Consider the following 14,444-nt stretch of genomic DNA (forward strand, 5'->3'; position numbering starts at 1 on the left):
ACTCGGCGACATGCCTTGGGAAGTAGGCGAACCAAAGTGGGGAAACGGATTAGACGTTCAGCTTCACCCCTACGAATCCATGTGTTTTGCCATTGGGAGTCCCAACCATGTCCATCAAGGTCGAGGATTATTTCGCCCCTGAAACCTTCCAGCGCATGAAGGCCTTCGCCGACAAGCAGGAAACCCCCTTCGTGGTCATCGACAAGCAGACCATCGCCGATGCCTACGACCAACTGACCGACTGCTTCCCCTTCGCCAGGATCTACTACGCGGTGAAGGCCAATCCCGCTACCGAAATCACTGAGCTGCTGCGCGACAAGGGTTCGAACTTCGATATCGCCTCGATCTACGAACTGGACAAGGTGATGAAGACCGGCGTCGGTCCGGAGCGCATCAGCTACGGCAACACCATCAAGAAATCCAAGGACATCCGCTACTTCTACGAGAAGGGCGTGCGCCTGTTCGCCACCGACTCCGAAGCCGACCTGCGCAACATCGCCAAGGCCGCTCCCGGCGCCAAGGTCTACGTGCGTATCCTCACCGAGGGCTCCACTACCGCAGACTGGCCGTTGTCGCGCAAGTTCGGCTGCCAGACCGACATGGCCATGGACCTGCTGATCCTGGCCCGCCAGCTGGGCCTGGAGCCCTACGGCATTTCCTTCCACGTCGGTTCGCAGCAGCGCGACATCTCGGTGTGGGACGCAGCGATCGCCAAGGTCAAGGTGATCTTCGAGCGCCTGAAGGAAGAAGACGGCATCGTCCTGAAGATGATCAACATGGGCGGCGGCTTCCCGGCCAACTACATCACCAAGACCAACGACCTGGAAACCTATGCGGAGGAGATCATCCGCTTCCTCAAGGAGGACTTCGGCGACGACCTGCCGGAAATCATCCTCGAGCCGGGCCGTTCGCTGATCGCCAATGCCGGCATCTTGGTCAGCGAAGTGGTGCTGGTCGCCCGCAAGTCGCGGACCGCCGTGGAGCGCTGGGTCTATGCCGACGTCGGCAAGTTCTCCGGACTGATCGAAACCATGGACGAGTCGATCAAGTTCCCGATCTGGACCGAGAAGCAGGGCGAGATGGAAGAGGTGGTGATCGCCGGCCCGACCTGCGACAGCGCCGACATCATGTACGAGCACTACAAGTATGGCCTGCCGCTGAACCTGGCGAGCGGCGACCGCCTTTACTGGCTGTCTACCGGCGCCTACACCACCAGCTACAGTGCGGTGGAGTTCAACGGCTTCCCGCCGCTGAAGGCGTTCTACCTCTAGCGCAGTCGCCTCTGTTACGAAGAGCCCCGCCTCGGCGGGGCTTTTTCATGTCGCTCTGGAAGCCTCGCGGCGCTCGTGCCAGCCTTGTTCGACAACCCATGACAAGGACGCCGACATGACAGGTAACGGTGTTTCCCTGGTGACCCTCGGGGTCGCCGATCTGGCCCGCTCCTCTCTCTACTACCAGGCGCTGGGCTGGCAGCCCTCTTCGGACGGCAACGAGCAGGTGGTATTTCTCAAGGGCCGCAACCTGGTCCTCGGCCTCTACGGACGCAGCGCCCTCGCCGAGGATGCGCAGGTGGAAGATCGTCCGACCGGCTTCGCGGCTATCACCCTGGCCTGCAACTGCGCCTCGCGGGACGAGGTGGACCGTCTGTTCTCCGCAGCTACGGCGGCCGGCGGGCAGGCGACCAAGATGCCGCAGGAAGTGTTCTGGGGTGGCTACTCCGGATATGTCGCCGACCCGGATGGACACCTTTGGGAAATTGCCTACAACCCGTTCTGGCCGTTCGACGAGCAGGGCAACCTGGTCTTGCCCTGAGGGCGCTACGGATGGAAAAACGCCCCGCTCGGCGGGGCGTTTTCTTTGGCGGCGGTCAGCCTTCGTTCGGCTGGCGGGACGGTGCGCGCGGCGTCGTTGGCGCGGGTCGTCCGGCCTGGGCGACCTGCTGCCCGGCGTCGGCCTTGTCCAGCGGCAGCTTGTCGAAGTCGCGCAAGCCATTGTGGGCATAGGGGTTGCCGATCCAGCGGACTTCATGCTGGAAGTCGTTGCTCACCAGGCTCTTGGTCGGATCGAAGAGGTCATAGTTGAGGCCGGCGAGGTCGGACCAGGTATGGATCAGGTCTTCGCTGCTGTAGCGTCGGTCGACCAGGGCCTGCAGGTCGCGTGGGTGGGTCTGCTGCCAGCTGGGCGAAGTCCAGACCAGGAAGGGCACGGTGTACATGCCGCGGGTCGGGTCGCCTTCGTTGCGGCCGAGGCGGTCGTGCGGGGCTTCGTCGAAGACTTCCTCGCCATGGTCCGAGAGGTAGACCAGGAAGCCGTTCGGATCGCTGTTGGCGAAGCCCTTGATCAGGCTGGAGACCACGTAGTCGTTGTACAGCACGGCGTTGTCGTAGCTGTTGTAGACCTCCACCTGGTCGTCGCTGAGGGCCGCCGGGGCGCCCTGGCGGTCGACGAAGCGAGCGTAGTCGGCGGGATAGCGGTACTTGTAGTTCATGTGGGTGCCGAGCAGATGGACCACGATGAACTTCTTCGGCGCCGGGTCGTCCAGCACCTTGGCGAAGGGCGCCAGCACCGCGCCGTCCAGCTGGCTGGCGTTCTGGCTGCGCTGGTTGTTCAGGTAGAACTGCGCATCGGTCTGCTGGGCGAAGGTCGTCAGCATGGTGTTGCGCTTGGTCATAGTCTGCTGGTTGGTGATCCAGAAGGTTTTGTAGCCGGCCTGCTTCATCAGGTTCATCAGCGACGGATCGGTGAGGAAGCGGTCGGGATGCTCCTGGTCAGCGAACGTTAGCACCTGCTGCAGCACCTCGATGGTGTATGGCCGCGACGCCACCACGTTGTTGAATACCGTGAGGTTCCGGTTCGCGGCCTTCAGTGCGTCCAGCTGCGGGGTCGTTTCGCGTGGATAGCCGTAGAGGCTCATGTGCTTGCGCGACGTGGATTCGCCGATCACCAGGACCAGCGTGCGCGGCGTATCGCCATTGGCATCGACGAGGTTCTTCAGCGGCGGTAGGGCCGCGTTCTTTTGCAACAGCGCCTGCATGCTGCCCAGTTGCTGGCGGTATTGCTGGTAGCCGATCAGCAATTGCCAGGGCACCGCCGGTTCCATGCGCGCCTGGACCTTGTCCAGGGCTTCGTCGAAGGACCGGCCCTGGCTGACCAGTTGCTTGTAGAACGGATAACCGATGGTCGCGACGATCAGCAGCACCGCCACCGGCAGGGCGCTGAAGCGCGGCAGGTAGACCGGGCGCAGGCGGCGCCAGAGGAGGATGGCGACCAGGCTGTAGAGCACCAGGCCGAGGGTCATCCAGGGGTTGAAGTACTGGCTGAAATATTCGCTGGCCTCGGCGGTGTTCGACTCGAACATCACGAAGATCACGCTTTGCGAGAATTCCTGGTGATAGATGCCGAAATAGCTCAGGCCGACCAGCGAGGCGGCCCACAGCACCAGCCCGATGACGGCGGCCAGCGGCTTGGTCCAGCGCGGGAACAGCAACACCGGCGCAAGCCAGATGGTGCTCAGCACCATGGCGTTGCGGAAACCGGAGAAACCGCTGTTGCCGGAGGTCAGCAGGAGCAGTTGGGTGATACCGGAGAAGAACCAGAAGAACAGGAACAGCCAGCCCAGGCCGGCCCAGTCGATGCGATTGCGCGTAACGCGTGGTGGGGTGGGGGACACGATAGCCTCGTTCGATGGATCGGAGGCGCGATCGTCTTCGCCTCGATGAAACGGCGAGGGTAGGGAAAGGCTTGTCAAAAAAGTGTTATGTGGGCGTGAACAAAGGGTCGTGCGTTGTTCGTCAGGCGGGCAGTCGTGCGTGCCCGTGACGTTCGAGCGCCTGTTCCAGGGCCTCTCGATCGGTGTCGTCGCCCAACTGCGCCGCGCGTCGGTAGTAGGCCAGCGCCAGGCTGCGGAACGGTGGGTGGGCCGACTGCTCCAGGCCATGGCGGGCGCTGCGCAGGAAGTTCAGGTTGCCGCCTTCGAGGGCACGCCGGAGCCAGGTTTCGGCCTCGGCATGGCGGCCCGAGGCGCTGAGCATCGCGGCGTGGCTGAACTGGCCGCGAAAATCGCCACCCTCGGCGGAGCGTCGATACCAGTGCGCAGCTTGCGCCAGGTCGCGAGCGACCACCAGGCCTTCTTCGTGGTAGCGCCCCACCAGGTTCATCGATTTCGCGTGGCCCTGCTCGGCCGCTTGCCGATACAGCGCATAGGCGCGCGGATGGTCCTGGGGCACCCCGCGGCCGGTAGCGTGAAGATTGGCCAGGTTGTAGCGGGCCCAGTCGAGGCCGGCCTGGGCGGCGATCCGATAGTGGACCGCTGCCGCGGCTGGATCCGCCGGGCCGCCCCAGCCATGTTCCAGGCAGCGAGCGAGCATATTGCGCGCCATTGCGTGGCCGTGCCCGGCGGCGATTGCGAACCAGGTCCGCGCCAGGGTCGGGTCGCGCTGGATGCCTTGGCCGTCCAGAAGGATCTGTCCGAGCAGGGCCTGGGCTTCCGTCAGGCCCTCGCGCGCAGCGCCGAGGATAGCCTGGGCAACCTCGCCCGGGGTACCGGCCAGTTGTGCGGCGAAACCTTCGGCGTCCAGTGCGTCGTGACGGAGCAGCAGGTGGCGCATGTTCAGAGTTCCGACCAGCGCCGCAGGAGATTGTGGTAGGTGCCGGTTAGGCGGATCAGCGAGGGATGGTCGGGCACGTCGTGGGTGAGTCGCTGGATCGACTGGTCCATTTCGAATAGCAGGGTGCGCTGGCTGTCTTCGCGGACCAGGCTCTGGGTCCAGAAGAACGAGGCGTAGCGCGCGCCACGGGTGACCGGATTGACCTTGTGCAGGCTGGTGCCGGGGTAGAGCACCAGATCGCCGGCGGGCAGCTTCACCTGTTGCAGGCCGTAGGTGTCCTGGATCACCAGTTCGCCGCCGTCATAGTCCTCCGGGTCGCTGAAGAAGAGGGTCGAGGACAGGTCGGTACGGACCCGCTCGCGGCCGCCATGGACGTCGCGCACGGCGTTGTCGATGTGGAAGTCGAACGAGCCCCCGCCGGTATAGCAGTTGAACAGCGGCGGGAAGACCTTGAGCGGCAGGGCGGCGGACATGAACAGGGGATGGTTCCACAGGCGCTGCAGCATGGCTTCGCCGATCTCCCGGGCCAGCGGGTGGTCCTGCGGCAGTTGCAGGTTGTGCTTGGCCTTGGCCGATTGGTAGCCGGCGGTCGCCTTGCCGTCGGCCCATTCCGCCTGCTCCAGGGCTGCGCGGATCCGGGAGACTTCCTCGGCGGTGAAGATGGCGGGAATATGCAGCAACATGGCGCTGTCCATGAAGGCGAAATGATTGCCAATGATATTGATTTGCATTGGACATGTAAAACCGCCAGAGGTTGTAGACGAGCGAGATGGGAAAAAATGTAATGAGAAAATTGTAAAGAATGTAAATTCCTGTCGAATGCGAATCCGTAATAATTGATAACAATTCTGATCTGCAATAAATTCCGCGACCTTCACAGCTCCCGGGGAGGGGTTTCGAATGTCGCGTCAGTCCACGGATACCGCCGTTTCTTCGCAACGTCTGCTGGCTTCTGCCATCGGTGTCGCCATCACCGCCATCGCCGCACCGCAGGCAGCCCACGCCGACGAGGCCGGGCAGAAAAAGACCGACAAGGACCGCGTACTGTCGCTGGATGCGGCTACCATCGTCGGCGAGCAGCAGGACGAAACCACCTATAACGTCGACCGCTCGGCGTCGAAGAAGTACACCGCGCCGCTGCTGGATACGCCGAAGACCGTGACCGTGATCCCGCAGCAGGTGATCAAGGACACTGGCGCCTTGACCCTGGCCGACGCACTGCGCACCACCCCGGGTATCACCTTCGGCGCGGGCGAGGGCGGCAACCCCGCAGGCGACCGGCCATTCATCCGTGGCTTCAACGCCGAGAGCGATACGTTCCTCGACGGTATGCGCGACGTCGCCTCGCAAACCCGCGAGGTGTTCAACGTCGAGCAGATCGAGGTCAGCAAGGGCCCGGGCTCGGCCTACACCGGCGCCGGCTCCACCGGTGGCAGCCTGAACCTGATCAGCAAGACCGCCAAGCAGGACAACTTCACCGACGCCGGCTTCACCTGGGGCTCAGACCAGACCCGCCGCACTACTCTCGACGTGAACCGGATGATTGGCGACAACGCCGCCTTCCGCCTCAACCTGATGAAGCACGATGCCCACGTCGCAGGGCGCGACGAAGTCAGCGTCAGCCGCTGGGGCGTGGCTCCGACCGTTACCTTCGGCTTCGACACGCCGACCCGCGCCACCCTGTCCTATTACCATCTCAGCACCGATGATATGCCGGACTACGGCCTGCCGCTGACCAACGTCAACCGCAGCAAAGCCAATCCGAGCAAGCCGGCCTCGGTGGATCGCGATAACTTCTATGGCCTGAAGGACCGCGACTACCGCAAGAGCACCACCGACAGCGGTACCTTCCGCATCGAGCATGACCTGAACGACAACCTGACCCTGTCGAATAGCACCCGCCTGGTGCGCACGACGCTCGACTACATCGTCAGCAACCCCGACGACAGCCGTGGCAACGTTGCCAACGGCTACGTCTACCGTTCGGCGAAAAGCCGCAATTCGACCTCGAAGGGCTGGGTCAACCAGACCGACCTGAAGGCCAACTTCGAAACCGGCTTCATCAAGCACACCCTGGTGACCGGCCTGGAGTTCAGCTACGAGGACGTGCACAACCGTCCGTACGCCATTACTTCCGGTGGCGGCGCCGGCAACACCTGCAATGCACGATTGCTCGCCAGTGGCGACTGCACCAGCCTGAATCGCCCGACTCCGGGCGACAACTGGACCGGCAGCATCACCGACGGCCTGGCCTATACCGATACCGACACCAAGACCAGCGCGGCTTATGTGTTCGATACCCTGAAGCTAAGCGAACAATGGGAGCTGAATCTCGGCCTGCGCTACGACGACTTCGATACCAAGTCCAGCGGCTACCAGACGGCTGGCCGCAACGGTCCCGCCGGCTACTTCAAGCGCGAGAACAACAGCCACTTCTGGAACTACCAGACCGGTCTGGTCTACAAACCGGCGCCCAACGGCAGCATCTACCTGGCCTGGTCGACCTCGAGCAACCCCACCGGCGAGACCGGCGGCGAGGGCCAGGCGGACATCAGCGTAGGCAACAACGGGTTGGATCCGGAGCGTAACCGCAACCTCGAACTGGGTACCAAGTGGGCCTTCTTCGACGATGCTCTGTCGCTGAACGCCGCGCTTTTCCGCACCGACAAGACCAATGCCCGGGTCGCTTCGCCGGATGTTTCCACTCTTCAGGTACTGGACGGCGAGCAGCGGGTGCAGGGCGTCGAGCTGGGCTTCAATGGCAAGCTGACCGAGAAGTGGAAGGTCTTCGGCGGCTACACCTACCTCGACAGCGAAATCCGCAAGTCGACGGTGAAGAGCGACGAAGGCAACAAGATGCCGCAGACCGCGCAGAACAACTTCACTCTGTGGACCACCTACGATCTGTTGCAGAACTTCACTATCGGCGGTGGTACCACCTATGTGGACAAGCAGTACGGCAACACTGCGAACTCTACCTATATCCCGTCCTACTGGCGCTATGACGCCATGGCCAGCTACAAGGTGAGCAAGAACGTCGACCTGCAACTGAACGTGCAGAACCTGACCGACAAGCGCTACTTCGACCAGGTCTACAGCACGCACATGGCCCACGTCGCTCCGGGCCGCACGGCATTGCTCGGGGTGAACTTCCACTTCTGACTGCCGCTCTCGCTCCCCACGAAAGCCCCATTCCCCCTGCGGGATGGGGCTTTCCCGCATCCAGGTGGGTAAATAGAGCGTAAAGAACGTTAATTCGGCTTTATCGCAACTGATTATCAAATAGAATTGCCCGCCGACGTCCTCGTGTCGTCTGGCCGGCGCTTGGCGTCGGCGTAGTCCCGTTGTTGCCGCGCGGCGGCCGTGAAGGTGATCCTGTGAAGAAAGTCTGGTTCCAGTTGCATTGGTTCTTCGGCATCAGCGCCGGCCTGGTGCTGGCGCTGATGGGCGTCACCGGAGCGACCCTGTCGTTCCAGGACGAGCTGATGCGCGCGCTCAACCCTGACGTGCTGGTGGTGCAGAAGCGCCCCGAGGGCGTGCTGCCGCTGGACGAACTGGTGCGCCGTATCGAAGGCGCCGAGCCGGGGCGGAAAGTGGCCTTCGTCTGGGTCGAGATGGACAGCGACAAGGCCGGGCGGATCTTCTACACCCCGCCGCCGGGACAGCGCCGCGGCGAGTCGCGCTGGATCGATCCCTACACCGGGGCTTTCGTCGGCGAGCCGCGCGGCGAGGGTTTCTTCAACCTGATGATGCAACTGCACCGGTTCCTCGCCATGGGCGAGTACGGCAAGCAGGTCACCGCCGCCTGCACCCTGATCCTGATCTTCTTCTGCCTGTCCGGTCTCTACCTGCGCTGGCCGCGCAAGGTCCTCGACTGGCGCGCCTGGCTGACCCTCGACTGGTCGCGCAAGGGGCGCAGTTTCAACTGGGACCTGCATGCCGTGGCCGGCACCTGGTGCCTGGCGCTCTACCTGCTGGCTGCGCTGACCGGCCTGTACTGGTCCTACGAGTGGTACCGCAACGGCCTGTTCAAACTGCTCGACGACGCGCCCGCCGGCCAGCAGGCGCAGCGCGGCAAGCCGGGCGGACGTGGCGAGCGCCCGGCCGATGCGGCTCCGCTGGTGGTCGACTACGCGGCGGTATGGAACAGCATCCGCCAGGCCGGCGGCGACCGCTTGCAGGCCTACAACCTGCGCCTGCCGCCGGCGGGCGGCCAGCCGGCGACAGTGTTCTATCGCCTGACCGACGCGCCGCACGAGCGTGCCTTCAACACCCTGACCCTGGACCCGGCCAACGGCCAGGTGAAAAGCGACCAGCGCTATAGCGACCGTTCTTTCGGCAGCCAGTTGCTGGCCAGCGTCTATGCATTGCACGTAGGCAGCTATTTCGGCATGGCCGGACGCATCCTGATGATGCTCGCCAGCCTGGCGATGCCGCTGTTCTTCATCACCGGCTGGCTGCTCTACCTCGACCGCCGGCGCAAGAAACGCGCGGTACGGGCGAGCCGCGCCGACCTGGGCGGCAGCGCCGGCGCCAGCGGCGAGCCCTGGTTGATCGGCTACGCCAGCCAGAGCGGTTTTGCCGAGCAACTGGCCTGGCAGAGCGCCGGCCAGTTGCAGGCGGCCGGGTTGCCGGTGCGGGTCGAATCGCTGGCGCGCCTGGATGCCGGGCAACTCGCCGAGGCGCGCAAGGCGCTGTTCGTGGTCAGCACCTTCGGCGACGGTGAGGCGCCGGACAGCGCCCGCGGCTTCGAACGCAAGGTGCTTGGCCAGGCCGCCAGCCTCGACGGCCTGAGCTACGCCCTGCTGGCCTTGGGAGATCGCCAGTACGAGCAGTTCTGCGGCTTCGCCCGGCGCATGCAGGGCTGGTTGCAGGGGCAGGGCGCGCGGAGCCTGTTCGCCCCGGTGGAGGTCGATGATGGCGACGCCGCGGCCCTGCGCCAATGGCAGGAAAGCCTGGCCGAGGTGACCGGCGGTGCCGCCCCGGCGGCCTGGGAAGCGCCGGCCTTCGAGGTCTGGTCGCTGGCGCGGCGGGAGTGCCTGAATCCTGGCAGCCAGGGCGAGTCGACCTGGCTGCTGGACCTGCGTGCGCCGGCCAACAGCGCCATCCAATGGCGCGCCGGCGATCTGCTGGAGATCGTCCCGCACCAGGCGCCCGTGCGCATCCGCGAATGGCTGCAGCGGCATAACCTGGACGGCCAGGCGCGGGTGGCGGTCGAGGGCGTCGAGCAGAGCCTGGAGCAGGCCCTGGCTGGGCGCCTGCTGCCGGACTCTTTCGAACACCTGGTCGGCTTGCACCCGCAGGCGCTGCTGGATGCGCTGATTCCGCTTTCCGTGCGCCAGTACTCCATCGCGTCGCTGCAGAGCGATGGCGATCTGCAACTGATCGTACGCCAGGAGCAGCATGCCGACGGCAGCCTGGGCATCTGCTCCGGCTGGCTCACCGAGTACCTGCCGCTCGGCGCCGCGCTGACCCTGCGCCTGCGCCGCAACGCGGGCTTCCACCTGCCGGAGGATGACGTGCCGCTGATCCTCATCGGCAACGGCACCGGGCTCGCCGGCCTGCGCAGCCTGTTGCGCGCCAGCATTGCCGCCGGGCGCAAGCGCAACTGGCTGCTGTTCGGCGAACGCAATTTCGCCCACGACTACTACTGTCGTGCGGAGCTGGAGCAAGCCCTGGCCAGGGGTGAGCTGCAACGCCTGGACCTGGCCTTCTCCCGCGACCAGGCGGAGAAGATCTATGTCCAGGACCGCCTGCATGAAGCGGCGGATGAACTGCGGCGCTGGATTGACGAGGGTGCGGCCTTGTACGTCTGCGGCAGCCTGCAGGGCATGGCCGGCGGTGTCGACCGGGTGCTGCGCGAAGTGCTCGGTGAGGAGGCCTTGCAACGCCTGGCCGACGAAGGACGTTACCGACGCGACGTGTACTGAACGGATGAATGAAAAAGGCTCCCAAGGGAGCCTTTTCGTTGCCAACTGCCGGGACTGCTGGGCTTTCCGTGGGGTAGGGCGAATAACCGCAGAGCGGTTATCCGCCATTTCGGCGGGGTATCGGTGGATGACGCCGTTGGCGTCATGCGCCCTACGGAGCTATCGGGACTTCGCGTTGTCCGTGGCGTAGGGCGAATAACCGCAGAGCGGTTATCCGCCATTTCGGCGGGGTATCGGTGGATGACGCCGTTGGCGTCATGCGCCCTACGGAGCTATCGGGACTTCGCGTTGTCCGTGGCGTAGGGCGAATAACCGCAGAGCGGTTATCCGCCATTTCGGCGGGGTATCGGTGGATGACGCCGTTGGCGTCATGCGCCCTACGGAGCTATCGGGACTTCGCGTTGTCCGTGGCGTAGGGCGAATAACCGCAGAGCGGTTATCCGCCATTTCGGCTGGGTGTCGGCGGATGACGCCGTCATGCGCCCCACGGAGCTATCGGGGCCTTGCGTCGCCGGGCCTCAGATCCACAGGATGAAAGCCAGTACCAGGGCGAAGAAGCCCCATTTCTGCAGGTAGTAGAGCTTGCGGTTGCGCTTCTTCAAACGTTTGCCCTGCAGGCGGATCTTGTAGAGGCTGTCGAAGATCCGATTGAGTCCGCCGGTCCGGTCGCCTGCGTTGTTCGGGGCGGCCGCGGCAGCCATCACGTTGCGGCTGAACCAGCGGTTGAAGGCGGTGGCCCAGCCCTGGGTCAGCGGCCGCTCGATGTCGCAGAAGAGAATGATGCGGTTGTGTTCGGTGGTGTTTTCCGCGTAGTGGATGAAGGTTTCATCGAACACCACCGCCTCGCCGTCGCGCCAGTGGTAGCGCTCGCCGTCCACCTCGATGAAGCAGGCCGGGTCGTTGGGGGTGAACAGTCCCAGGTGGAAGCGCAGCGAGCCGGCGTAGGGATCGCGGTGTCGCACCAGCTTCGAGCCCGGCGGCAGTTCGGCGAACATCGCCGCCTTGACCGAGGGAATCTGCCGCAACAGGGCGGTGGTCTGCGGGCAGAGTTGTCCGGCGGAGGGATGGGCCTCGTCGTACCATTTCAGGTAGAAGCGCTTCCAGCCGCTCTTGAAGAACGAGTTGAAACCGATATCGTCGTACTGTTCGGAACGCTTGATGTTGCCGGCGTCGTGCAGGTGCAGCGCCTCGCTGCGGATGGCTTGCCAGTTGTCGACCAGAACCTGCAGTTCGGGGAAGGTCTGCGGTGCCAGGTAGGGGCGGTTCGGTACCTTCGAGAACAGGTACATCAGGCAGTTGATCGGAGCGAGGAAGCTGGAGTGGTCGCTCAATTGGCGCGACAGCTTGTGGCGTACCCGGCCGCGAAAATGGACATAGAGGATGCTCAGCGCATAGGCCGCCAGGATGAGAACTTTCATGAATGCAAGGTCGTCGGTGCAAAAGAGGAGAATTTACTCCTGTTCTCAGTGCCTGAGTATGCTACCTGACGCTAATTCGCCAGCACTGCGCTCATTTTTCCGTAATCCTGGCCTCGAAAGGAACGCACAATGAACGACACCGGCCGGCGTATCCTGCTCAACTGCGACATGGGCGAAAGCTTTGGCGCCTGGCGCATGGGCGACGATGTCCACAGCATGCCGCTGGTTGACCAGGCCAACCTGGCTTGCGGCTTCCACGCTGGCGACCCGCTCACCATGCGGCGCGCGGTGGAGCTGGCGGTACGCCATGGCGTGAGCATCGGCGCGCACCCTGCCTATCCCGACCTGAGCGGCTTCGGCCGGCGCTCGCTGGCCTGCTCTGCCGAAGAGGTGCATGCCATGGTGCTGTACCAGATCGGCGCGCTGGACGCTTTCTGCCGTTCCCTCGGTACCCAGGTGGCCTACGTCAAGCCGCATGGCGCGCTGTACAACGACCTGGTCGGCGACGATGAGCTGCTGCGCGCCGTGCTCGACGCCTGCGCCGCCTATCGCAAGGGCCTGCCGCTGATGGTGCTGGCCCTGGCCGACAACGGCCGCGAGCTGGAACTGGCCGACGAGGCCGACGTGCCGCTGCTGTTCGAGGCCTTCGCCGATCGCGCCTACCTGCCGGACGGTCGGCTGGCGCCGCGGCGGCTTGGCGGCGCGGTGCATCACGATCCGCAGCGGATCATCGAACAGGCCCTGGCCATCGCCCGCGGCGAAGCCTTCCCCGACTACGACGGCAACCCGCTGCGCCTGACCGCCGACAGTCTTTGCGTGCATGGCGATAACCCGCAGTCGCTGGCGGTCCTCCGGCGCCTGCGCGCGGCCCTGGACAGCCTGTGATCCGCATCGAACCCGCTGGTGCCGAAGCCCTGCTGCTGACGCTCGCCGAAGAGCCCGAAGTGGACCTGTCTGTGCGCCTGGCCGAGCTGGCCAGACGTCTGCGCGGGGGGCTCGGCGAAGGCGTCAGGGATCTGGTGCCGGGCTGGACCACCCTGATGCTGCATTACGACCCCTACCGCATCGCTCCGCAGGTACTGGAAGAACGCCTGGGTCCGCTGCTGGCGGAGTGGCATGCCTGGCGCCCCGCCGAGGATGCCGGGCGCCTGCACGAGATTCCCGTCTGGTACGCCGGCGAGGACCTCGCGACGGTAGCGGTTGCCTGCGGATTGACTGGCGAAGGGGTGATCGAACTGCACAGCGCGGCCGAATACCGGGTCGGCGCGATCGGTTTCGCTCCGGGATTCGCCTACCTCGGCGGCCTCGATCCGCGCCTGGTCCTGCCGCGGCGGGCCACCCCGCGGGCGCGCGTACCGGCCGGCAGCCTGGCCATTGCCGAGGCGCAGACGGCGATCTATCCGCAGGCCTCGCCCGGCGGCTGGCACCTGCTGGGACGCAGTCCGTGGCGTCCCTTCGATCCGGCCGCCACTCCTCCGTGCCCACTGGCGCTGGGCGACCGGGTGCGCTTCGTCGCCATCGGGCGCGAGGCTTTCCTCGACCTGGGCGGGCGCGAATGAATGGTTTGCGGGTCGTCAAGGCGGGTCCGCAGAGCCTGCTGCAGGACGACGGCCGGCGCGGCTGGCAGCACCTCGGCGTATCCCCGGGCGGCCCTCTGGACCGCCAGGCGGCAGCCTGGGCCAATCGTCTGCTCGGTAATCCCTGGGGGACGCCATTGCTGGAAATCGCTTTCGGCGGCTTGGTGCTGGAGTGCAGGGTGGAGGCGACCTGGCTGGCGTTGACCGGAGCGCGCCTGGCGCTGACGGTGGACGGTCGCGAATGCCTGCCCTGGAGTCGCTTCCGTGTCCGCCGCGGGCAACGCATCGAACTGGGCTTCGCCGAGGCCGGGCAGCGTGCCTACCTGGCCTGCGCCGGCGGTTTCCGGGCGAGGCCGGTACTGGGCAGCGTCGCCTGCCAGGTTCGCGACGGGCTCGGCGGTTTACAGGGCGATGGCCGGATCCTGGCGGAGGGCGATTGCCTGCCGTGTGCCGAAGCGGGAGCGGCGTGTCCGTGGGATGCCAGCGTGCCCTGGCGTTTCCAGCCGGACTACCGGCAGCAGCGGCCCTTGCGCGTGCTGCTCGGCGGCGATGCGGCGGCCTTCGACGCAGCCAGCCGGCAAGCCTTCTTCGCCAGCGCCTGGCGAATCAGCCCGCGGTCCGATCGCATGGGCGTCCGCCTGGCCGGCGAGCCACTGCGCGGGGCGCCGCGCGCCTGGTCGCAGGGCGTGGTGGAGGGCGCTATCCAGGTTCCGCCCGATGGCCAACCCATCGTGCTGATGGCCGACCGCCAGAGCATGGGCGGCTATCCGCTGCTGGGCTTCGTCCATCCACTGGACCTCTCGCGCCTGGCGCAAAGCCCCGCGCATAGCGAGGTAACCTTCGTCGAGAGCGACCTGGCGACGCAGCAGGCCGATCTGCTGCGCTTCTACCGCTTCTTCCGCGGCTGAGCGC

11 protein-coding genes are annotated in these 14,444 nt (G+C 65.2%); 7 read left to right on the forward strand and 4 right to left on the reverse strand.

The genetic code is table 11. From position 1 onward, the window contains the following. Positions 1-107 precede the first annotated feature (107 nt). A complete protein-coding gene (locus LT948_RS18540; protein ID WP_003094617.1) occupies positions 108-1,271 on the forward strand; it encodes a type III PLP-dependent enzyme in 1,164 nt (387 codons plus the stop codon). Between the two features lie 115 nt (positions 1,272-1,386). Continuing rightward, entirely contained in the window at positions 1,387-1,812 is a 426-nt protein-coding gene (locus LT948_RS18545) for a VOC family protein (protein ID WP_003094613.1), read from the forward strand. 55 nt (positions 1,813-1,867) lie between these two features. Here LT948_RS18545 and LT948_RS18550 read toward each other — a convergent pair whose 3' ends face one another. From LT948_RS18550 to LT948_RS18560, 3 genes are all read right to left on the reverse strand, one after another. After that, positions 1,868-3,670: a phosphoethanolamine transferase CptA gene (locus LT948_RS18550; RefSeq protein ID WP_019486069.1), complete on the reverse strand. Its 1,803-nt coding sequence runs from the start codon at positions 3,668-3,670 to the stop codon at positions 1,868-1,870. Between the two features lie 121 nt (positions 3,671-3,791). Beyond that, positions 3,792-4,607, reverse strand: a complete 816-nt coding sequence (locus tag LT948_RS18555; RefSeq protein WP_033984885.1) for a tetratricopeptide repeat protein — start codon at positions 4,605-4,607, stop codon at positions 3,792-3,794. Between the two features lie 2 nt (positions 4,608-4,609). Continuing rightward, the gene (locus tag LT948_RS18560) at positions 4,610-5,290 is read right to left on the reverse strand and encodes a Fe2+-dependent dioxygenase (RefSeq protein ID WP_003110338.1); all 681 of its coding nucleotides are present in this window, start codon (positions 5,288-5,290) and stop codon (positions 4,610-4,612) included. A gap of 217 nt (positions 5,291-5,507) precedes the next feature. On the opposite strand from LT948_RS18560, the gene piuA reads away from it, so the two are divergent. Together piuA and LT948_RS18570 are read left to right on the forward strand one after the other, a co-directional pair. Continuing rightward, complete coding sequence (gene piuA, locus LT948_RS18565; RefSeq protein WP_003116241.1) at positions 5,508-7,769, forward strand: TonB-dependent siderophore receptor PiuA; 2,262 nt, start codon at positions 5,508-5,510, stop codon at positions 7,767-7,769. A gap of 215 nt (positions 7,770-7,984) precedes the next feature. Continuing rightward, positions 7,985-10,537, forward strand: a complete 2,553-nt coding sequence (locus tag LT948_RS18570) for a PepSY domain-containing protein (RefSeq protein WP_033995375.1) — start codon at positions 7,985-7,987, stop codon at positions 10,535-10,537. 518 nt (positions 10,538-11,055) lie between these two features. Here LT948_RS18570 and lpxO read toward each other — a convergent pair. Then, complete coding sequence (gene lpxO, locus LT948_RS18575; protein WP_019372155.1) at positions 11,056-11,955, reverse strand: lipid A hydroxylase LpxO; 900 nt, start codon at positions 11,953-11,955, stop codon at positions 11,056-11,058. A gap of 129 nt (positions 11,956-12,084) precedes the next feature. On the opposite strand from lpxO, the gene LT948_RS18580 reads away from it, so the two are divergent. Genes LT948_RS18580 through LT948_RS18590 form a run of 3 tightly spaced genes read left to right on the forward strand, consistent with a single transcriptional unit; the run spans position 12,085 to position 14,440 of the window. Then, positions 12,085-12,840, forward strand: coding sequence for a 5-oxoprolinase subunit PxpA (locus LT948_RS18580; RefSeq protein WP_003112852.1), 756 nt, complete (start codon positions 12,085-12,087; stop codon positions 12,838-12,840). Further along, positions 12,837-13,514: a 5-oxoprolinase subunit PxpB gene (pxpB, locus tag LT948_RS18585; RefSeq protein WP_016852116.1), complete on the forward strand. Its 678-nt coding sequence runs from the start codon at positions 12,837-12,839 to the stop codon at positions 13,512-13,514. The genes LT948_RS18580 and pxpB overlap by 4 nt, the downstream gene beginning before the upstream one ends. Continuing rightward, positions 13,511-14,440, forward strand: coding sequence for a biotin-dependent carboxyltransferase family protein (locus tag LT948_RS18590; protein WP_003116236.1), 930 nt, complete (start codon positions 13,511-13,513; stop codon positions 14,438-14,440). The genes pxpB and LT948_RS18590 overlap by 4 nt, the downstream gene beginning before the upstream one ends. The last annotated feature ends 4 nt before the right edge of the window (positions 14,441-14,444 follow it).

The organism is Pseudomonas sp. CP-1 (assembly GCF_021213715.1).
Classification (GTDB): Bacteria; Pseudomonadota; Gammaproteobacteria; order Pseudomonadales; family Pseudomonadaceae; genus Pseudomonas; species Pseudomonas aeruginosa.

What these genes read in the sequence shown, in the direction of transcription:
- piuA (WP_003116241.1), top strand. Translation starts at nt 5,508, where the DNA reads ATGTCGCGTCAGTCCACGGATACCGCCGTTTCTTCGCAACGTCTGCTG.
- LT948_RS18560 (WP_003110338.1), bottom strand. Translation starts at nt 5,290, where the DNA reads ATGTTGCTGCATATTCCCGCCATCTTCACCGCCGAGGAAGTCTCCCGG.
- LT948_RS18580 (WP_003112852.1), top strand. Translation starts at nt 12,085, where the DNA reads ATGAACGACACCGGCCGGCGTATCCTGCTCAACTGCGACATGGGCGAA.
- LT948_RS18545 (WP_003094613.1), top strand. Translation starts at nt 1,387, where the DNA reads ATGACAGGTAACGGTGTTTCCCTGGTGACCCTCGGGGTCGCCGATCTG.
- lpxO (WP_019372155.1), bottom strand. Translation starts at nt 11,955, where the DNA reads ATGAAAGTTCTCATCCTGGCGGCCTATGCGCTGAGCATCCTCTATGTC.
- LT948_RS18590 (WP_003116236.1), top strand. Translation starts at nt 13,511, where the DNA reads ATGAATGGTTTGCGGGTCGTCAAGGCGGGTCCGCAGAGCCTGCTGCAG.
- LT948_RS18540 (WP_003094617.1), top strand. Translation starts at nt 108, where the DNA reads ATGTCCATCAAGGTCGAGGATTATTTCGCCCCTGAAACCTTCCAGCGC.
- LT948_RS18555 (WP_033984885.1), bottom strand. Translation starts at nt 4,607, where the DNA reads ATGCGCCACCTGCTGCTCCGTCACGACGCACTGGACGCCGAAGGTTTC.